This window comes from Dyella nitratireducens (assembly GCF_014642835.1).
GTDB lineage: Bacteria > Pseudomonadota > Gammaproteobacteria > Xanthomonadales > Rhodanobacteraceae > Dyella_B > Dyella_B nitratireducens.
This window is the reverse complement of the sequence record NZ_BMJA01000001.1, coordinates 827,066-844,707: the sequence shown is the minus strand read 5'-3', so window position 1 is coordinate 844,707 and position 17,642 is coordinate 827,066. Positions and strand designations below refer to the sequence as shown.

22 protein-coding genes are annotated in these 17,642 nt (G+C 57.1%); 11 read left to right on the top strand and 11 right to left on the bottom strand.

The window, feature by feature from the left end; genetic code table 11:
• Positions 1–4 precede the first annotated feature (4 nt).
• A complete protein-coding gene (locus IEX75_RS03965; RefSeq protein WP_188792939.1) occupies positions 5–1,129 on the top strand; it encodes an inorganic phosphate transporter in 1,125 nt (374 codons plus the stop codon).
• Between the two features lie 77 nt (positions 1,130–1,206).
• Here IEX75_RS03965 and IEX75_RS03960 read toward each other — a convergent pair whose 3' ends face one another.
• On the bottom strand, positions 1,207–1,611 hold the full coding sequence (locus tag IEX75_RS03960; protein WP_188792938.1) for a hypothetical protein: 405 nt from the start codon (positions 1,609–1,611) through the stop codon (positions 1,207–1,209).
• Positions 1,612–1,698: 87 nt separating this feature from the next.
• On the opposite strand from IEX75_RS03960, the gene IEX75_RS03955 reads away from it, so the two are divergent.
• Together IEX75_RS03955 and recQ are read left to right on the top strand one after the other, a co-directional pair.
• On the top strand, positions 1,699–2,034 hold the full coding sequence (locus IEX75_RS03955) for an MGMT family protein (protein WP_188792937.1): 336 nt from the start codon (positions 1,699–1,701) through the stop codon (positions 2,032–2,034).
• A gap of 169 nt (positions 2,035–2,203) precedes the next feature.
• Positions 2,204–4,018, top strand: coding sequence for a DNA helicase RecQ (gene recQ, locus IEX75_RS03950; protein ID WP_188792936.1), 1,815 nt, complete (start codon positions 2,204–2,206; stop codon positions 4,016–4,018).
• A 112-nt stretch (positions 4,019–4,130) separates the two neighbouring features.
• Here the strand turns inward: recQ and IEX75_RS03945 are convergent, their stop codons facing one another.
• The 3 genes from IEX75_RS03945 to IEX75_RS03935 form a co-directional block, all read right to left on the bottom strand.
• On the bottom strand, positions 4,131–4,469 hold the full coding sequence (locus IEX75_RS03945; protein WP_188792935.1) for a hypothetical protein: 339 nt from the start codon (positions 4,467–4,469) through the stop codon (positions 4,131–4,133).
• A gap of 135 nt (positions 4,470–4,604) precedes the next feature.
• On the bottom strand, positions 4,605–4,934 hold the full coding sequence (locus tag IEX75_RS03940) for an MliC family protein (protein WP_188792934.1): 330 nt from the start codon (positions 4,932–4,934) through the stop codon (positions 4,605–4,607).
• A 76-nt stretch (positions 4,935–5,010) separates the two neighbouring features.
• On the bottom strand, positions 5,011–5,403 hold the full coding sequence (locus IEX75_RS03935; RefSeq protein ID WP_188792933.1) for a thioredoxin family protein: 393 nt from the start codon (positions 5,401–5,403) through the stop codon (positions 5,011–5,013).
• Positions 5,404–5,569: 166 nt separating this feature from the next.
• Here IEX75_RS03935 and IEX75_RS03930 point away from each other — a divergent pair, with 166 nt between their 5' ends.
• Entirely contained in the window at positions 5,570–6,295 is a 726-nt protein-coding gene (locus IEX75_RS03930; RefSeq protein WP_188792932.1) for a cytochrome c biogenesis CcdA family protein, read from the top strand.
• A gap of 63 nt (positions 6,296–6,358) precedes the next feature.
• Here IEX75_RS03930 and IEX75_RS03925 read toward each other — a convergent pair whose 3' ends face one another.
• The 5 genes from IEX75_RS03925 to IEX75_RS03905 all read right to left on the bottom strand — a co-directional run bounded on the left by IEX75_RS03925 (position 6,359) and on the right by IEX75_RS03905 (position 11,072).
• Positions 6,359–6,781: a PepSY domain-containing protein gene (locus IEX75_RS03925; protein ID WP_229720620.1), complete on the bottom strand. Its 423-nt coding sequence runs from the start codon at positions 6,779–6,781 to the stop codon at positions 6,359–6,361.
• Positions 6,782–7,000: 219 nt separating this feature from the next.
• Positions 7,001–7,381: a carboxypeptidase-like regulatory domain-containing protein gene (locus IEX75_RS03920; RefSeq protein ID WP_188792931.1), complete on the bottom strand. Its 381-nt coding sequence runs from the start codon at positions 7,379–7,381 to the stop codon at positions 7,001–7,003.
• Between the two features lie 608 nt (positions 7,382–7,989).
• Positions 7,990–9,348, bottom strand: coding sequence for an HdeD family acid-resistance protein (locus IEX75_RS03915; RefSeq protein ID WP_188792930.1), 1,359 nt, complete (start codon positions 9,346–9,348; stop codon positions 7,990–7,992).
• A 40-nt stretch (positions 9,349–9,388) separates the two neighbouring features.
• On the bottom strand, positions 9,389–10,561 hold the full coding sequence (locus IEX75_RS03910; protein ID WP_188792929.1) for an MFS transporter: 1,173 nt from the start codon (positions 10,559–10,561) through the stop codon (positions 9,389–9,391).
• 130 nt (positions 10,562–10,691) lie between these two features.
• Positions 10,692–11,072 carry a hypothetical protein gene (locus IEX75_RS03905; RefSeq protein WP_188792928.1) on the bottom strand — a complete coding sequence of 127 codons (381 nt, stop codon included), beginning with the start codon at positions 11,070–11,072 and terminating at the stop codon, positions 10,692–10,694.
• A gap of 38 nt (positions 11,073–11,110) precedes the next feature.
• On the opposite strand from IEX75_RS03905, the gene IEX75_RS03900 reads away from it, so the two are divergent.
• The gene (locus tag IEX75_RS03900; RefSeq protein ID WP_188792927.1) at positions 11,111–11,590 is read left to right on the top strand and encodes an OmpA family protein; all 480 of its coding nucleotides are present in this window, start codon (positions 11,111–11,113) and stop codon (positions 11,588–11,590) included.
• 345 nt (positions 11,591–11,935) lie between these two features.
• Here the strand turns inward: IEX75_RS03900 and IEX75_RS03895 are convergent, their stop codons facing one another.
• Both IEX75_RS03895 and IEX75_RS03890 read right to left on the bottom strand, forming a co-directional pair.
• Positions 11,936–12,472 (bottom strand): hypothetical protein, encoded by a 537-nt coding sequence (locus tag IEX75_RS03895; protein ID WP_188792926.1) that lies wholly within the window; start codon positions 12,470–12,472, stop codon positions 11,936–11,938.
• A complete protein-coding gene (locus IEX75_RS03890; protein WP_188792925.1) occupies positions 12,469–13,059 on the bottom strand; it encodes a hypothetical protein in 591 nt (196 codons plus the stop codon). Before IEX75_RS03890 ends, IEX75_RS03895 begins: the two co-directional genes overlap by 4 nt.
• 579 nt (positions 13,060–13,638) lie before the next feature.
• Here IEX75_RS03890 and IEX75_RS03885 point away from each other — a divergent pair.
• The 6 genes from IEX75_RS03885 to IEX75_RS03860 all read left to right on the top strand — a co-directional run bounded on the left by IEX75_RS03885 (position 13,639) and on the right by IEX75_RS03860 (position 17,521).
• Positions 13,639–14,613, top strand: coding sequence for a hypothetical protein (locus tag IEX75_RS03885; protein WP_188792924.1), 975 nt, complete (start codon positions 13,639–13,641; stop codon positions 14,611–14,613).
• 12 nt (positions 14,614–14,625) lie between these two features.
• A complete protein-coding gene (locus tag IEX75_RS03880; protein WP_188792923.1) occupies positions 14,626–15,174 on the top strand; it encodes a hypothetical protein in 549 nt (182 codons plus the stop codon).
• 3 nt (positions 15,175–15,177) lie between these two features.
• The gene (locus IEX75_RS03875) at positions 15,178–15,912 is read left to right on the top strand and encodes a DUF6988 family protein (RefSeq protein WP_188792922.1); all 735 of its coding nucleotides are present in this window, start codon (positions 15,178–15,180) and stop codon (positions 15,910–15,912) included.
• Positions 15,913–15,995: 83 nt separating this feature from the next.
• On the top strand, positions 15,996–16,208 hold the full coding sequence (locus tag IEX75_RS03870) for a hypothetical protein (protein ID WP_188792921.1): 213 nt from the start codon (positions 15,996–15,998) through the stop codon (positions 16,206–16,208).
• Entirely contained in the window at positions 16,205–16,837 is a 633-nt protein-coding gene (locus tag IEX75_RS03865) for a hypothetical protein (RefSeq protein ID WP_188792920.1), read from the top strand. The genes IEX75_RS03870 and IEX75_RS03865 overlap by 4 nt, the downstream gene beginning before the upstream one ends.
• Before the next feature lie 129 nt (positions 16,838–16,966).
• Positions 16,967–17,521, top strand: a complete 555-nt coding sequence (locus tag IEX75_RS03860; protein ID WP_229720619.1) for a hypothetical protein — start codon at positions 16,967–16,969, stop codon at positions 17,519–17,521.
• The last annotated feature ends 121 nt before the right edge of the window (positions 17,522–17,642 follow it).

Genomic DNA, 17,642 nt, shown 5'->3' with positions numbered 1-17,642 from the left:
GCGCATGAGTCTCGGCCTGGTCATCGCGGTCGTGCTGATTGCGCTCATCTTCACCTACATCAACGGCTTTCACGACACCGCCAACTCCATCGCCACCGTCGTAGCCACCAAGGTGCTGTCACCGGGTCAGGCGGTATTGCTTGCGGCAGTCACCAACATGATCGGTGCCATGTGGGGCACGGCGGTGGCGGCGACCATTGCAGCCGGCATCGTCAATACGGGCGTGGTGCATGCGGGGCCGGAGCTTTTGATCTGTGCGTTGCTCGCGGCCATCGTGTGGAATCTGATCACCTGGTGGCTGGGTTTGCCGTCCAGTTCCAGCCATGCGCTGGTCGGCGCACTGGTCGGCGCTGCCATCGCGGAAGCCGGCGGCAACTTCGAGGCCGTGATCTGGGCGCAGGATGGCCTGCACTGGTGGGAAGGCAAGGGTGTGTTGCCGAAAGTGGTGATGCCGATGGTGGTCTCACCGGTGATGGGCTTCATCCTGGGCTTTCTATTGATGGGCGGCCTGTATGCGCTGCTGGCATGGTTCGCTTCAAGCAAAGGGTTGCTGCGCCATCTGGGCCGCACGCCGTTCGTGAACAGCGTATTCGGCAAGGTGCAGATCTTGTCGGCCAGTGCGATGGGTCTGGCGCACGGCATGAACGACGCGCAGAAGAGCATGGGCATCATCGCCCTGGCGCTGGCCAGCGCCACCGCGGCAGGGCGGTTCGATCATCTGCCGGCGTGGCTGTCGTTCCTGCGTATCCACGAATCCGCGGCCGGCGGCTTCACCGTGCCGCACTGGGTCGCTGCGCTCTGCGCACTCACCATGGCTGGTGGTACGGCGGGCGGTGGCTGGCGCATCATCAAGACGCTCGGCCACAAGATGGTGAAGCTGCATCCGATCAACGGTTTCGCGGCGGAGGGCAGTTCGGCGCTGGTGATTCTGAGCGCTTCAGCGTTCGGCCTGCCGGTCTCGACCACGCACGTGGTGTCGTCCTCGATCATGGGCGTGGGCTCCGCCAAGCGCTTCAATGCGATCCGCTGGTCGGTGGTGGAGCGCATGGTGTGGGCGTGGATACTCACCTTGCCGGTGACGGCCCTGATCGCGTATGGATTTATCTACGTAGCGCGGCAGCTTGGGTGATGTTGCAGGTTGGGGTGTAAACCCCAACATGGCCGTGCCCGGAAGCATCACGATGTTGGGGTTTGCACCCCAACCTACTAGAAGCTGTCACCACTATCGACGATCAACTGCTCCAGCTGATCACCCAGGGTGCCCAGTTCGCTGATCAGGCGCTTGAGCTCGAGCGCGGTAACCAGCTCGTACGGGCGGTTCTCGCACAGATGCAGGTAAGGGGCGCCGCCCAGGTCTGTCACCGCCAGAAAACCGACACGTTGCTCCCAGTTGAAGCGCAGGCAGCGCTTGGGATCGGTGCCAGCCAGCGGGCCGATCGGGGTGGATATCCGTAGGTAGCGGCGGCCGTTCTCGTCTTCCAGTTCGGCCAGGTAGATGCCTTGATGGCGGCCGTGCGGCAGGCTCAGGTCGAAGCTGATCACGTACGGATCGTTCCGCCGCAACGTATGCAGGCTGCCGACCAGTGAGCGCACGGCTTCGAAGTGATGCATGCGGTTACCCTGACGGGATACGGTACGCTGCTACTTTGCCACGAGTCGGGATTGGGCGGATCAAATCCGCGTAAAGTGCACGCTGTCATGAAGCCGGAATACCTGAAAGTCTTTGAGGCCATCGCGGCCATTCCACCGGGCCGCGTCGCCAGTTATGGCGCCATCGCAGCACGTGCCGGCCTGCCGGGTCGGGCCCGATTGGTTGGGCGGTTGCTGGGCGAGGTGCCCGATGGCATGACGCTGCCGTGGTTCCGCGTGCTGCGTTCCAACGGGCAGATCGCCATGCCGCCCGGTAGCCGCGGTTTTCGTGAGCAAAGCCGGTTATTGCGTGCGGAAGGCGTGGAAGTGAAGAACGGCCGCGTGCCGCTAGCCCGCTTTGGACTGGATGCGAATGTGGATCGGGAGTTGTGGGGTTTACCCTAAGTTCCCTTCCTGTTCGGAGAGAGCGTTGGAAGTGAGTGGCCGGGCTTGTCACGGCGGCAATCGCTGACGCGCGCCCTTACTCGATGCTTTGGACGAAAGACATAAGCTTAGTTGCCAGGTTGCCCCTCACCCCAACCTTCTCCACACGGAAGAGGGAGAAAAAAGAAGCATGCCCGCCACGCCCCTAGAAATCCTCCAAAGCGTCTTCGGTTATTCGCACTTTCGCGGTCACCAGCAAGCCATCGTCGAGCATGTCGCCGAAGGTGGCGATGCGCTGGTGCTGATGCCGACTGGCGGCGGCAAATCGCTGTGCTATCAAATTCCGGCCTTGCTGCGGCAGGGCACCGGCATCGTGGTGTCGCCGCTGATCGCATTGATGCACGACCAGGTGGATGCGCTGCGCGAAGCAGGCGTGGCAGCGGCTTATCTCAACTCCAGCCTGGATGCCCAGGAGCAGCGCGACATGGAGCGCAAGCTCTCCGCCAACGAACTGGATTTGCTTTACGTGGCGCCGGAACGCTTGCTCACCGCGCGCTTTCTTGAGCTGCTCGATCGTACGGAAACGGCGCTGTTCGCCATCGACGAAGCGCATTGCGTTTCGCAATGGGGGCACGATTTCCGCCCTGAATATCGCGAGCTGACGATTCTGCACCAGCGCTATCCGCAGGTGCCGCGCATGGCGCTTACGGCTACGGCCGATCCGCGCACGCGCGATGAAATCGTCGAGCGTTTGGCGCTGCAGGATGCGCGTCAGTTCGTTTCCAGCTTCGACCGGCCGAACATCCGCTACGCCGTCACGCAGCGCCACAATCCGCGCAGCCAATTGTTGAGTTTTCTGGACGGTCACCGGGGCGATGCCGGTATCGTCTATTGCTTTAGCCGCCGCAAAGTCGATGACACGGCGGAGTGGCTCAAGGACGCTGGCATCGAAGCGTTGCCGTACCACGCGGGTCTCGATGCGGCGACACGTATGGCGAATCAGCAACGTTTCCTGCGCGAAGACAGCATCGTGATGGTGGCGACGGTTGCGTTCGGCATGGGCATCGACAAGCCAGACGTGCGTTTCGTCGCCCACCTGGATTTGCCACGCAGCATGGAAGGCTATTACCAGGAAACCGGCCGTGCAGGTCGCGATAGTTTGCCGGCCGATGCATGGATGATTTATGGCCTGTCCGACATGGTGGCGATGAGCCAGATGATCGCGCAGTCCGAATCGGGCGATGAGCGCAAACGCATCGAACGCTCCAAGCTGGATTCCTTGCTTTGCTATGCCGAAACCACAAAATGCCGCCGCCAATTGTTACTGGCTGCGTTTGGCGAAACCTTCGAAGGCCCTTGCGGGCATTGCGACAACTGCCTCAACCCACCCAAGACCTGGGATGCAACCGTCCCCTCGCAGAAAGCGCTGTCAGCGGTGTACCGCAGCGGCCAGCGATTTGGCGCGGGACACGTGATCGATATTTTGCGCGGCATCGACAGCGAACGCATGAGCCAGCTTGGGCATGATCGCCTGACCACGTTCGGCATTGGCGCTGACATGGATGAAAAGCAGTGGCGTTCGGTATTTCGCCAATTGCTGGCTGCAGGCTTGCTGTCGACAGATGCGGAAGGTTTTGGAACCTTGCGTCTTACCGCGGCCAGTCGTGATGTATTGGTCGGCAAGCAATCGATCCATATGCGCGAGGAAACGCGCCCTGTGCGCCGTGCTTCACGCCGTCGCGACAGCCAATTGGTGACGGGCGCGAGCTTGGGAATAGAAGCCTACGAGCAACCCATGTGGGATGCGCTGCGTGGCTTGCGTTCGCGCTTGGCCAAGCAGCACGGTGTGCCGGCTTATGTGATTTTTCATGACGCCACGCTCTTGGCGATGCTGCGTGCGATGCCGGAGAACGAAGATGAACTTGCCTCGATCAGCGGCGTGGGTGAGGCGAAGCTCAAGCGCTACGGGCGGGATTTTTTGGAAGTGATCAACGCGAAGGAATGAATGACGCCTGCATCGTAGCATCGTAGGTTGGGGTGCAAACCCCAACATTGCCATGTCTCCATGCAAGGTGATGTTGGGGTTTGCACCCCAACCTACGTGAGGCCGTGACCGATCATCCATGATCAGTCACGTCACGACTTGGCCGACCCCCGGCGCGACGCGAGCGGCGCACGCGCGGTTGCGAAGGATCGATGCCAATAACCCGTATGCCATTGGTGGCACGTGCCAGACGTGCATGCGGCAAATACGCAGCTTCAGCGACGTAGCGCCATTCACTCAGCGTCTGCGGCAAGCGCGCCTGTGGACAAGCCTCAAGCAGCGCATCCAACGCTGCTTCGGCGGAATCATGCCGAGCCACTTCCTTTGCCTCGACCAACGAACGCCAGCGGTGGCCATGCTTGACGATGCGAAACAAGCCACGGCTGGAGGGAAAAACATACTGCGAAACCATCGGGATATGCTCTCAAACCGATGGTGAAAGCATCGCGCACGGTGATGACGGGAGGATTATTCCCATGCGTCACTACGATGGCGAAGCGTGATGCTTTAGTGATTTACGTGCGGCGCTCGTTAGGAACTTGTGAAATCAGCCGGCATGGCAGGCAATGCCGGCTGCGCTGGCGATGCTTTCGCCTGTTGCGAGCGGTGCAAGCAGGCCATCGTGCATACCCTTGGTCCACCATTGCCAGCCTTCGCCGATATAGCGGGCACCGCTGCCCGAAATGGCGATATGCAAGGTGTGGGTTTCGCCTTCGAGCTTGATCACGGCAGTGTTGGTATCCGGGTAGGTGGCCTGTACCGTCTGTCCATCACTGCACGCGTAATTCACCCATGCGTGGGTGTTGTCGGAAGGCATGGATGTACAGGCGGAGAGCGTGAGCACTAACGCCGCCGTGGCGCTGCATCGTTTGATCATGATCCGCCCTCCCGGTGAATCGGCGCAGCATAAAGCTATCGGCCCATGCGGGCCGATAGCTTGCAGGCAGCGAGGCTTATTGCAGCGCCGATTGCGCCAGTTTCCTGATCTGATCGGGATCGGTAATGCCAACCTCGCGGCCGGTCTCCTTGCTGCCATGGAAGGTAATCAGCGTGCTTTGCTGGACGATGCCAAGTGCACGCTTTTCCGCTGTCTGGTTGTCGTAGTCCAGGCGCAAGATCACCAGCTTGTCGAAGGCAGGGTCCTTGGCAAGTGCATCGATCGTGGGCGCCTGCTTGCGGCAGGTGGGGCACCAGCTCGCGTACGCGTCGACCAGGACGGGTTTGCCGGCGGCTTGCGCGGCTTTCAGCGCAGCGGTGGTGAAGGGCTGGATGGGTTGCGCCATCAGCGGCGCGGCGGTAATCAGGCCAAACACCAGGGCGAGGGAGAGCTTGCGGAGAAAAGACATGGACAGATCCTTCTTGTTGCGGTGGCACAGGAGTATTCGCTGCAAAACGCATGGGGTTACACGTAACCTGGCGATGTTGTTCAACGAAAAGTGGATAGAGGTTTCACAAGGAGTTGAACATGTTGATCCGTAAGCCCGAGTGTTCCGTTCGTTCCGGAGTACGCGCATGAGCGGCAGTCTAAGTCCAGCCGTCGCCTACGCTGCAGGTGCGTTGACCATCCTTTCGCCGTGCGTGCTGCCGCTGATTCCCATCGTGCTCGGCAGCGCGGCACAACGTCATCGCTGGGGGCCGCTCGCGCTGGCGCTGGGGTTGGTGGCGTCATTCACTCTCACGGGTTTCGCTATTGCCACCATTGGTGCGTCTGCTGGCTTGAATCCAACGACGATTCGCCTGTGGAGCGCCGTGCTGCTTTTAATCGTGGGCGTGGTGCTTGTCGTGCCGCGATTGCAAGCGTTGTTCGAGCACGCGGCAGGGCCGTTGGCCAACTGGGCGGGCGAACGGCAGGCACGGCTGGAACAGTTTGGACTGGCGGGGCAGGCGGGTATTGGCGTGCTGCTCGGGCTGGTGTGGAGTCCCTGTGTTGGGCCAACCCTCGGTGCGGCGACGGTACTTGCTGCGCAGGGCAAGGACCTGGGCCAGGTTGCGCTGGTGATGGGCGCCTTCGCGCTCGGCATTGCCACCGTGCTGCTGATCCTTGCGTTGTTCGCACAGACTTTGATGGCGCGCTGGCGCGGGCGCTTGATGGAGGCGGGTACGCGGGGCAGGCGAGTGCTCGGCGTGTTGATCGTGCTGGTAGGCGTGCTGATCATCACCGGCACTGATCACCAATTGGAGGCAGTCATCATCGGTGTGCTGCCGGATTGGGTGACGGATCTTTCGACGTCGCTGTGACAGGCACTTGCATGTGGCTGGCCGTGTATTTCATCACGGCCAGCCGAGGGATGGCCGCCATGCTCAGTTCGTGCCGATGATGCGACCCGAGTCCGCATCGATCTGCAACGATACGCGCACGCCGGCATTGTTCTTCGCCTCGGCTGTCCAAACGCCATGCGTGAAGTCAACATCATGCACCTGCGTAAAGCCTTCCGACGAAAGCATGGCGCGCACGTCTTTTTCGTTCATGCGCGAAACCTGCTTGTTCGGATAAGCCTGGCCGGTGAGCGGATCCACGCGCAACTTCACATGTGACCCGTCGCCACTGCGAGCGCGCGCTGTCCACACGCCATCCCTGAAATCGACATCGTGAACGTCCGTGTAGCCCTGCTGGGTCAACTGCGTGACGATTTGTTGTTGTGTCAACGCACGCTCATCTTGCGCCATGGCCACGCCGGCACAGCCCAATGCCAATGCCATGGTCAATGAAGCGATTTTCTTCACGGACTTGCCCTCGCTGCCTGTGATTGCCTGGGAGTCTTGGTCGCCAGCAATCAATCGCGGGTGAAGAAAAGATTAGCGAAGTAGGGGAGTGTTCATGCTGTGCACCATGTGACGTTCAGTGCGTGCACTTGCTGATGGGGTGCTGTCGATACCAATCGTCGTCGCATGCAGGTTTGCATGGCGACGACGTTGGGTCTGTCTCAAGCAGTTTGTGTCGCTTTAGCGGTTTGCGGATGCTTCGCAGTGGTCGCCGGGGCATGCGAAGTCGACTTCGGCGCCTCGGCCTACGATCAGCGGAATATTGGAGCGCGTGTCGACTGTTTGCCCGTCTTTCTGCAACGTCACCGTGTAATCACCTGCCGGCAGCGAGTTGATCTTGTAGCGGCCTTTTTTGTTCACGGTGTCGTGGCGTTGCATACCCTCCGAGCTGTGCGCCGTTACGGTTTCTCCAGCGGGCGCTTGGCCGAAGATGGAGGCAGTCGTCGACTGTGCACGCACGGCCGATGGAGACACAGAACTGACGACACCCAGTGCAATGATGATGGCCGCGTTACACAGGGAAAGCGACCAACTGGTTTTGAAGCATTTGTTGCTGTACATGAAAACTCCTGTTTCACGAGTGACAATCGAGTTGCGCTAGCCGCAGTGGCCGTCATGGACGGCCATCGGCTCACGCCATGCTTGCTGAAAAGGCAATGCCGGTTTTTGCTTCCCTGTATCGGCTGCTCGCGTTACCGCTCTCCCTGTGCGCTGGGTTTTAAGTGTTCCCAGTCGTGATGGACCCATCCCCATGGGTCATTTGAAAAGTCTGACTATTTCCCTGTCCCGATCATTTGTCAGGAATGGCGCTGCCGTCAAATGCCATGGGTCATGTTCTGAAACGAAAAAGCCCGCTCGATGAGCGGGCTAAATCATGGAATGCGATGGTGGCGAGAACGGAATCGAACGGTCGACACGGGGATTTTCAATCCCCATTTAAGCTGTTCGTAATATGTCGCCGCATTTCAGCTCATTCGTTAACTCATTGAAAGTAAAGGACGCGGTCCCGGGCTGTGTCGGAGCTGTCGCGCCAGATCCCGCCGCAGGCCTCTGGCAGCGTTTTCATTTTGAGCTTCCCGTCCGCCAAGGTCGGTTGGGTCGGACATAAGATTCAAAACAAAATCGTCGAGAACCATGGCGAGGGAAATTCGATGTCTACGCGGCTCGAATCAATGAGGACGTTTCACCTCATGGCGAATCGCCTCGACATCCCGCACCGGCTCGTGGCGTCGAACAATACGCCAGAATCGCGCGCTTTGGCTTACCAAAGTAGACCATCCCAGCGGTGTGGGTTGGATGGCTGCGCGCAACGTGCGTGCGTAATCGAGCACAAGGCCCGGTGTCCACGCCATCGCTCGTGCCCGTCGCTCCAATTGGGCAGCGACCCACAATTCCGGATTGAACACCGCACGCAAGAAAACGTTCAAACCTGAACCGGATTGGGCAAGCGAACCTTCCAGCGCCGCCTCCAGCGCGTGGGCTACCGTGCTGGAGCAGTTGCGATTGGTAAGGTTGTATGTGTCGTTGCTGCGATAGTGTTCCCAAAATGCCACCAGGCGAGCGCGGTTATAACGTCCAAAGCGCACTTCGGCTGTAGCATTGCACCACCCTGTCGCCTCCACGAGGTAACTAGGCTGGAAACGGCCTGGTACATCGTTATCCGCTGTCGCACGAAGCGCGTGCGAGAAATCCGTTTGCGATCGATCGATTTCGACCTTGGGATAGTGACTGATGTAGATGTCCGGCGCCGCCTCCAGGGCCGCATGCCCGGTTGAAATCACGCCCTTGCTATCAACGGCCGCGATGTAGCGATCGATCACAGGTTGCGGCACCGGTTCGTCCACCGAGCCGGCCGGCGTCCACACATGCACGATCAGCTCCCCTTCTTGTTCGGAAACACCCTCTTCCACATCGGTAAGCAAGGCCCCATGGATGGCCAAATCACGCGAACGCCACCGTGCTGCCGTCGCTTGCCGTGGAAGCCGCTTCAGGCGAATTGCTTGCCGCACCAAACCACAGCCCGAAAGAAAAATACCCATGCCGATGCAATAGGGCAGCGTGCCTGCATAGAACGTGGGATACGGTTCAAACATGAAGATGGCAAAACCGACTTCGAACAGCCCCGTTAGGAACGACAGCCGCCAACCGGGGAAACGCACCACAACCGCGGCTGCCATGCGAAAAATGCCATCGGCCAGGAATGCAATGCCAAACAACATCGCAAGAATGACATTTGCCGCGTGATGCTCATCGACCACCAGAAGGCCGAACAATAGAAACACGACGCCGCGTGCCTTGCGCAATACGACACGCGTATCGGCACCAGGCGGCGACACCACCAGCGTCACCACGGCCTCGATTAGCAGCAGATAGCCGAAAACATGGATGGGAAAATAGGCCACCCCATCCAATGCATCGACGAAAATAGCCGCACCAAGTACGGTCCAGATAAGCCCGACCAATGCCAGCATCAGCCAGCGGCGCCGAGTGAAATCGTGACCAAGCAGCAGCAAGATCAGGCGGACCACAATGTCACCTCGTGCATCGCTTCTCGCCCAGGATTGGCATTCATGTGCTGCTCCGCGATCGCATCACGAATATGGCAAATAAAGCGCAGGCCGCAGCAATGATGCCTGGCAAACCCAACTGTCCGCTGGCCAGCATAGCTACGCCCGCCAGGCTCGGTCCGATCAAAGCACCGGCGCCCCACGCCAATCCCATGACCGCGTAAACGCCGACAAGATCGTTTCCCTGGAAGCTGCTGCCTACCATGGCGAGCATCACCGTATAAATACCGACGAACAAACCGCCCCAAACGAACACCATGGCAAATGCCAACTGTGTTTCCTTGAGAGCAAACGGCCACAGCAGCGCTGTAAAAGCGGAAATCCAGGCGAGTATCAACACGAGTCGCCGCCTATCCATCTTGTCGGCGAGCCAGCCGATCGGGATTTGCAGAACGATTGCGCCGAGCATCAAAGTCGAGATCAGCTGCATTGCGCGATCTTCGTTCCAACCCATGCCCGTCGCGTATAGAGCGATAAACGATAAGCCCGCTGTTTCGACACCGGCATTGAGAACTGTAGTAGCGATGGCGATGGGAGCGAGCTTTACGTAGCGCATCGGCTGCGCCCGTTCAGGCTCGCTGTGGCCGGGAGCCAGTACCCACGGCGGAGCCACAAAAACCACCGCGGCAACGGCTATCGCTGCACCGACGGTAAAGGCGCGATCGTTGACGCCGATCTGCGATAACAAGGCAGGCCCCAACACCATGCCCAACGACAAGGCGGCGGTATAGATGGCCATCGTGCGCCCGCGCGTATGCTCGTCGCTCAGCACGTTGGTCCACGTCTCTGACATCACGAACAGCGCTTCGGCAGCAGCCCCCAGCATGATGCGCAGTGGAAACCATATCCAGACAACCGGCCACACCTGGAACAGAAACAGCAGCACGCCAGCCAAAACCAATGCCAGTACCGTCAGGCGGCGCGCACCGAATCGTGCTGCCAATCCAGGCAACAACGGGGCCGCCAGCAACACCCCTAGCGCATGCATCGCCGCGTTCACGCCGACAAATATGCTGGAATAGCCGCGCGTGACCAGACTCATCGCGATAAGCGGCGCGGAAAGGCTATACGTCAGGCCGAACGTGGTGGCTGCTGCCACGACCGCAGTCACGGACAGCTGGCGGCGCCATCGTGGCAATGCCACCGTTGCAGTGGATTGCGTGGACGCCTGCATGCGACTGCCACCCTCCAGGGTCAATGCGCCAATTCGGCCACTTATAACCGAAAAGGCGGTGACCTGCTTCCTGTGGCGTATCTGTGTCCGCTCTAGGATTTAGTGCAGTGTCGGAACACTCACCGAACACTCACGCAAAAGTCACGTTCTGAAGAAGCCTTTGGGTTTGCCGCCGAGCAGATGAGGCCACAGACGCAAGCTTGCCTGTCAGTTTATTTTCCTCACCGTTTTCAAAATTGAATTCGGATTCGTAGAGGCTGAAGTTGGCACGGAAAGCTTCGACAACTGCAGGCCAAGTGCGCATAAGGGCCAGCATTTGGTCGATGACATCGAAGGCGACGCGACGGGACACCCCATTTCCGTCAACGATTCGGAAGTTAATGCGTACACCAGCAAGGCTTACTTCGACCAAGCCCAGCAGTACCCTGAAATCAGTGGTATGGGCAACATCTGGACTTATGGTGGTGGTATCAACTGGAACGCGATACAAAAACAGGGCGACTTGGTCCACCCACGTTGATATGGGTCACTAATCGGAAGAGCTAAGGCATGAAACTGCGTTGGACTAAGAACTCCATGTTGACAGGCCTGATTTTGGGGCTGATGGCTTGCGCGTCCTCCCAAACGGCATTCTCAACGGACTTCTCGATTGATGCTGTATTTTTCAATGATGGCGTGCCTGCAAAAGGTGGCACCCTGGATGCGTCATTGGTGGGCTCTAACGAATCCTTGCAAGTGCTGAAGAACGACGCCGATGCAATTAAATCCCTGAAGCCTCCGCACCGGGTCAAAATTGTTGGACACACCGATAGCAAAGAGTGCAGTGGGAAGGCGTGTGAGGCGCTATCACTTCGGCGTGCAGAGTTGGTGTTCAATTGGATGGTTGCTAACGGTGTTCCAACCAGCATGCTGTTGCCACCTGAGGGGCATGGCAGTCATGAACCTGTCGCGAGTAATGACATACCGAAAGGACGAGCACGAAATCGGTATGTTGAATTTCAAGTGGTCCCAAGCACACCTCAGCTCTAGGGAGGGTGCGCTTAGTTGGCCCGCTTGGCACGCGAACGGAGTAAATCGTACCCGGCACTACGTCCGGTAGTGAAGCTACGCCCATTTTCCGCGTAACCAGTTATGTAGTTACGGCATGCTACTTGGCGACAGTGACACATGCTTCGCGCTTCGATCCCTTTGCACCCCTAGGCCAACGCCTAGTAGACACAACACCGCTAGTACCAAGGTCGGGGCGAAAAGAAACCCTTCATTAAGAAACCCCTGAATGGGCTCCACCACCCCTTGCGGTTGGGGTGTAAAACAACGCTGCTGCTGACCGATACCCTTGTCTACAAGGCGGAAAACAGGCTCCGATTTCGCGGTTCACCTGACCTCCATCGTCTCTTTGCCCGTCCTCGGGTCACATGACCATTTGATCGAAACGGGTTTGTCGTTGCCGATATGCTCGAATGTTTTGACTATTTCAGCGGCATCGAGGAAATAAAGCTGAGAGTTCTTGTTCCGGTCGGAGGCAAAGAAGACGCCAGCTAGACCCCCATGCTCCCGTTCGCAAATCGTAAATACGAAGCTGTGAATGATCTGGTTGCAAGCTGACCGGATAGGCAACGTTGTTGGAGTGGCAACGTCTAAGTCATATAACTCGTCGATCTTATGATTGTTCCGGTGCGTAACTGGCTCCCTGTTCGGATGACAGGTCAGGCTTACATTTAGAGCATGCGCTGCATCAGTGAGCTTCGCTGGCGCTTCTAGCAACTTCCGAATGGCGTAGAAGCTGATAAACAAGTCTCGCTCTATTTGTGCCAACTGTTCCTCGCCCAACTCACCCGGGCCGGTAAGAGCCTGGAGCCTTGTCGCAGCCTCAAGAAGCGGCAACTTCCAGTAGCAGCTCTCGTGGATCAAGTCATGTCTCCCTTCAGGCGCACCGCGTCATAAGGCTCGACTTCCGGAAACGGTAAGCGCCATGCTTGCGGCTGAAGTGATTCATTGCCTTGAATCTCGCGAGCGCGAATGATGCCTGCCTCCATGCCCGCGTTTACGGCATGCTCCCTTTTCGTAAAGCTGCCGGCGGTTGGTAGTAGTTCGTGCCTCTGCCAGTCTCGCCCATTGCCACTAGGCGAGCGATGTAGGCACCACGTCGAACGCCATTCGACACCATTGGCTCCGGCAGTTCCCGTCTCGACGCTCGTCACAAGGAACATGCCCACAAGGACCGCGCCACCGTGTCGAACATCGTTGCTGCCGGCAAGTTGATGCCGCAGATTTTGGGTCGCCCCACCTATCAGGATGGGATAAGCGTCGTCCCACGTTCCCGGGGCGTCCATGTCGGGCAGCAGAATCGCCGGGAGATTACCCTCGCGAGTCGCTAGCACATGATTCGCCGTGACGTGCCCTTGCTTGCGTGTAGCGTTGAACAAAAGCCCAAACGTTTCGCCGTTCACGACGACGTTTTCGCGCCATTCGTGCGAGACCTCTATTTGCATGTGCATGTTCTGGACTCCTGAGCGATTGGATGACGACATGGCCGCGAGGCCGCGCAATCAATGCTACGCGGAGCCGTCTCACGTCACGAGACAGTAAGTCTGTAGATAACTTGTAGAGTTGCGTTTGTCGACGAGTTATCGCTATTGAGCGAACGGCGAACAAACGGTTAACAGCGCCAGAAATAAAAACGGGCCAAGTGGCCCGATTGACTTAAATGTTTGATTTTATGGTGGCCGGGGACGGAATCGAACCGCCGACACGGGGATTTTCAAGATTTAGCTCTACGAAAATATTGCGGATTTTCATTGCTAAGCCATTGATTTTTCGTAGGCCTGATTTTCAGGATTTCCCTTTTTTACCCTCTGGTACCCCCTCAAACCCTGTTACATACCTCTTACATAAGCCGATGGTACATGGACAGGCGGCGCAGGGCGCCAAAACGGGGGCTCAGAGCCAAGGCATGGAAGATGTCCGCAGCCTCGCCGGTCGCTTCCTCGTCCCGTGTGTGTGGTCTTCGTATTCCCTGGGCGCAGGTCAGCAGCCTTGCCATAGAATGGACCGAGCCTAGGGAGCAGGGGGCCTTCATGGCAGTCATCCGACGGGGTGGGTGTGAGGTTGTGTTGGCGTTGATGGTGGCTGGCTGTTCGCCGCACACCGTCTCCGGGGCGTATGTGGCGCAGGGACCGCAATTCGTGGAGCTGCTCCAGATCACTCAATCCCCAGATGGTCAGTTGCTGGGCACGCTCAATCACTTCGATATCAAACCCGACGGTAGCTCGGAGCGGTTCACGCTCAATATTTCGGGCAACACCGACGGGCACGCGTTGACGTTGATCGGCAAGGCCAATGAGGCTTTTGCGGTGCCAACCAACATGTCAGGCACGGCGGAGCATGGGGTTATTACTGTGACCCAGCCCAATGGCATTGAACGGTTCGCTTTGTCCTCGCCCGAGGCGTACCAAACGGCGATCCAGCGGTTAGGTGAAGAAGGCAATGCCATTCAGCAGGCTAACGCACAGCAGCAGCAACTTGACCAGGAAAAGCAGCAAGAGATAGCTGCGGAGAACGCAAAGCAGGCAGCGATCAACAATGCCAACCAGCGGGTACAAGATTTAGCCAACGCGTTGAACAAGTACGCGTCGATGGTTCAAGAGCACCACGATCTGTCTCCGTTCCACAACGGACACGATAAGGTCATGACGGCGGCGCGGCACGACTTGAACATCCAGAAGAACTACCCGAAGGGTAGTGTTCAAGCATCACAGGTTGCTGTCCGTATCAGTCAGTTGAGTGTGCAACTCACCCAGTTTGACATTCCATGGGGGCAGTACCTGGATCGCGGGCACACCCATATTGGGCAGTTTGATGCAGCGATTTCGGCTAGTCCTTGTCATGCCGGTCAAGAACAGTTGAGCGCGTGCGTACAGGAGTTGGATGCCGAGAAAAACTATCAGGCGGCCAAGTCCATTGTTCTTCGTGAAATGGATGATGTTGGCAGCACAATTAAGCAGGATACCGATGAGATGAACCAGATCGACCATGAGGCCAGCGCCTACTAACGGGGGATGGAGATGCGTTCTGTTCGCGGCACCAGTTTGGGATGGGCGATAGGTTTGTTCTTGGCGATTGGTGGGTTGACCGTTCCTACGGTGAGCATGGCGCAACTCAGCAACCGCCCGCCGTCGGAGATCAGCGGTGCTGTGTACCGGTGCCAGAAGCCGGATGGCAGCATGGAATATACGAATGTTGAGCGAACCGGTTGTGTTGCGACTTTTCAGTACAAGGTGACGTGGAAAAAGATTGCTTCCGGTGGATCTGGTGATGGAGCTTGGGAACTCTATGCCACTGTGGCGAAGCCTGGGGACCATGGTGGAATGATTGAGTGGGTTTATGCCACTCCGCGCACGAACGAGATGACGGGACAAACCTATGCGATTGCCCGCGAACATGTGACGGCAGGTTGCGTGAGTGGGTTTGTTCTGGTCGATCAGCGCATGCTGTACCGCGATGCGCAGGCTGGACAACCTGTTTCAAGCGAGAAGGTGATGAACAAGATGATGGCGACGCCAAACACGCCTGCGGAAGCCATCGTGAAGGCGTTTTGTTCGTCTAAGGGGTAGGGGATGGCTTCACCAACGCCACAAGCGCCTATTCGAATGGAGCAGACAAAACAGGCAGCCGATCTCGCAGTAGCGGCGATAAAAGCCGTGCTTGTTGCAATCGCTGGCTTTCCTATACCGGCGTCAAAACGGAATGCTCTATCCGTCGCACTTTTACGAGCATCTATCGATCATGCGCACGCCCTAGCCCTTCTGATCGCTATTCATCCGTGGGAGTTTGGTTCGTCCTCATTGGCGCTTCATCGTGTTCAGATCGAAACCTTGTTGCGGGGCGCGTTCTTTGCGAAAGAGGCAACGGACGATGAGGTGGAGTATTTCATCAAACACGACGAGATGCCAAAGCGCCCCAACAAAGATGGGCAATCGAAGCGGCTTAACCACAAGACACTTGCCCCCTTGGTGGGTGATGTGTTGGCGGTCGGCTCCAGCACAAAGATCGTCGACATGGTTCAATATTCATGGGATGTGCTGTGTGGGATGGTTCATGGCGGGAAATCTACGCTGATTACCTATACCAACGAACAAATCGGTTTCCGAACAGAACCGGGAGAGATCGTAGAAGTCGTGGGTAATGCGCTCGCACTTGCGCATCTGGCGATGGTGGGTGTCTGCTATGTATCCACGGCGGATGACCAAGAAAAGAGTGATCTATTCCAAGAGCCGCGCAATACCCGTATCGCGTTTCGTGACTACCTAAAAAGTGTATTTCCTAAGCCTTCCGACATGACGGGTTCTTAGGGGGCGTGCATTTATTTCATGTGTTGCACGTCAGCTATTAATCCAAACCCTTGACGTTTTCCATTTTTAGAGAGATGACTATCATGGATACACACACATCAGTGAACGCTAAGGCATTTAAGGCCATTCGTGAGGCCGCCTCGGAGATTAGTGATGCTGGCGGTCTTCGCGCACTTTCCTTGCTGGTAGATAAACTAGAAAATGTTATTGGCTTCGTTACTCAGCGAGAACCCTTGGATGAAGCTAAAAGCCTAATACAAGGGAAGCTCGCGGCCATAGAAGAGAAAGGGGAATGAGTTTGTCCACATATAAAACTCAGCTGGCTGACGGGCGCATGCTACAGATCGAAGATACAGAACTCGAAAGGTTCGCAAAGGATGTTGGTTTGGACAACATCGCGCCTGGTCGATATTCCTTGTTGTTTGTATTTAAGTTTGTTCTTTATACGACCATAGAAGGAATAGAGGCTAACTTCATTCTTCAAGAGTTGAAGCGTCTTGAAGGTTTGTCCCACGATGCTATCGAAACGAAAGCTCCTACCCAATTTAGCAAAGAGCCGCTGAAAGGGTTGTGGCACCAGCATTTTTTCTCGGCGCGGTTCATCCCTAAGAACATCGCAAGCCATATGCCACCGAAAAAGGTCGAGGCAACAGTTAAACGGATCTTTGATGCGGCGGAGTCACCGGTAGTAACCAAAGAAATGATCCATGAACTTGCCAGCGCCTTGACGCATGGAGCGATGGAAGAACGGGCAAGCCAAAAAAAACTCACCGGCGAATGGATCGTTTTCGCCAAGCATGATAAGAAGAACTACTACTTGACCTTGACCGTTCATCCCACTGATCGGACAACAGGCGATCAAGCGATCTTTGATGAAATCAATGATATGGCTTTCGCTCAGTTTCCATTTTTGATGCGAAACTGAGATTAGAAGGGGCTTTGAGGTTGGTGAAGGACAGTTTGTGCGAAACCACCCGCGGTGGACATGCGACTTACGCATTTCTCCGACTGCATCGTGATTTCCGCAGCCCGAACTGCGTTGGGCCTTTCAGAGATGACCGCGTCCATCGATATGCTCACCTTCAACCTGCTTCAACACGATGTTCTTGTACGTGGAGGTTTCACAGTGGGAAACGCTCATCACGATAAGGACTTTGTGTTTGGTACAGCCCTCAACAGAGCCTATGTGCTCGAAAGTGATCGGGATGCCGGAGCACGCCATCCCATGGTGTTGTGCTCACCGGAAGTGATGGATGATGTGAAGGGGTACGGGGAAAGTTGTCTGGCTTGCTTTCAGCAGGACGGCCAAGAACGGTGGTTCCTACATTTCCTCATGAGGTTTTCGCGCTATACGCATGAACCTATCTATGCTGGAAAAGTGATCATGGATGATCCCGCGCAGCGAGTTCGCGACTTCATTTGTCGTCGCTTACGAGAGGACAAGGGGAGCGTGCTGGAAAAGGCGCAGTGGTTGGCTGATTACTGGAATCGAACCGTAGCGAGCCTGGGTGTGTTTGCTGAGGTGGATGCATCCATCGAACCTGCGAATACTTCACGCGGGCCGACCATCATGGTGAGGCGGATATTTGGGTCTGCTGTTTCAGGCTAGAAACATCGCGCGCGTTGAGCATGTTTTATTGCTCAAGCAACCGTGCTTCGGGGGTGCCACATGGAAAAATGGCACTTTCGTAGAGAAGGTGTACTTTGCTTGCGCACAGCCAGACAGGGGT

What these genes read in the sequence shown, in the direction of transcription:
- IEX75_RS03965 (WP_188792939.1), top strand. Translation starts at nt 5, where the DNA reads ATGAGTCTCGGCCTGGTCATCGCGGTCGTGCTGATTGCGCTCATCTTC.
- IEX75_RS03960 (WP_188792938.1), bottom strand. Translation starts at nt 1,611, where the DNA reads ATGCATCACTTCGAAGCCGTGCGCTCACTGGTCGGCAGCCTGCATACG.
- IEX75_RS03955 (WP_188792937.1), top strand. Translation starts at nt 1,699, where the DNA reads ATGAAGCCGGAATACCTGAAAGTCTTTGAGGCCATCGCGGCCATTCCA.
- recQ (WP_188792936.1), top strand. Translation starts at nt 2,204, where the DNA reads ATGCCCGCCACGCCCCTAGAAATCCTCCAAAGCGTCTTCGGTTATTCG.
- IEX75_RS03945 (WP_188792935.1), bottom strand. Translation starts at nt 4,469, where the DNA reads ATGGTTTCGCAGTATGTTTTTCCCTCCAGCCGTGGCTTGTTTCGCATC.
- IEX75_RS03940 (WP_188792934.1), bottom strand. Translation starts at nt 4,934, where the DNA reads ATGATCAAACGATGCAGCGCCACGGCGGCGTTAGTGCTCACGCTCTCC.
- IEX75_RS03935 (WP_188792933.1), bottom strand. Translation starts at nt 5,403, where the DNA reads ATGTCTTTTCTCCGCAAGCTCTCCCTCGCCCTGGTGTTTGGCCTGATT.
- IEX75_RS03930 (WP_188792932.1), top strand. Translation starts at nt 5,570, where the DNA reads ATGAGCGGCAGTCTAAGTCCAGCCGTCGCCTACGCTGCAGGTGCGTTG.
- IEX75_RS03920 (WP_188792931.1), bottom strand. Translation starts at nt 7,381, where the DNA reads ATGTACAGCAACAAATGCTTCAAAACCAGTTGGTCGCTTTCCCTGTGT.
- IEX75_RS03910 (WP_188792929.1), bottom strand. Translation starts at nt 10,561, where the DNA reads ATGCAGGCGTCCACGCAATCCACTGCAACGGTGGCATTGCCACGATGG.
- IEX75_RS03900 (WP_188792927.1), top strand. Translation starts at nt 11,111, where the DNA reads ATGAAACTGCGTTGGACTAAGAACTCCATGTTGACAGGCCTGATTTTG.
- IEX75_RS03890 (WP_188792925.1), bottom strand. Translation starts at nt 13,059, where the DNA reads ATGCACATGCAAATAGAGGTCTCGCACGAATGGCGCGAAAACGTCGTC.
- IEX75_RS03885 (WP_188792924.1), top strand. Translation starts at nt 13,639, where the DNA reads ATGGCAGTCATCCGACGGGGTGGGTGTGAGGTTGTGTTGGCGTTGATG.
- IEX75_RS03880 (WP_188792923.1), top strand. Translation starts at nt 14,626, where the DNA reads ATGCGTTCTGTTCGCGGCACCAGTTTGGGATGGGCGATAGGTTTGTTC.
- IEX75_RS03875 (WP_188792922.1), top strand. Translation starts at nt 15,178, where the DNA reads ATGGCTTCACCAACGCCACAAGCGCCTATTCGAATGGAGCAGACAAAA.
- IEX75_RS03870 (WP_188792921.1), top strand. Translation starts at nt 15,996, where the DNA reads ATGGATACACACACATCAGTGAACGCTAAGGCATTTAAGGCCATTCGT.
- IEX75_RS03865 (WP_188792920.1), top strand. Translation starts at nt 16,205, where the DNA reads ATGAGTTTGTCCACATATAAAACTCAGCTGGCTGACGGGCGCATGCTA.
- IEX75_RS03860 (WP_229720619.1), top strand. Translation starts at nt 16,967, where the DNA reads ATGACCGCGTCCATCGATATGCTCACCTTCAACCTGCTTCAACACGAT.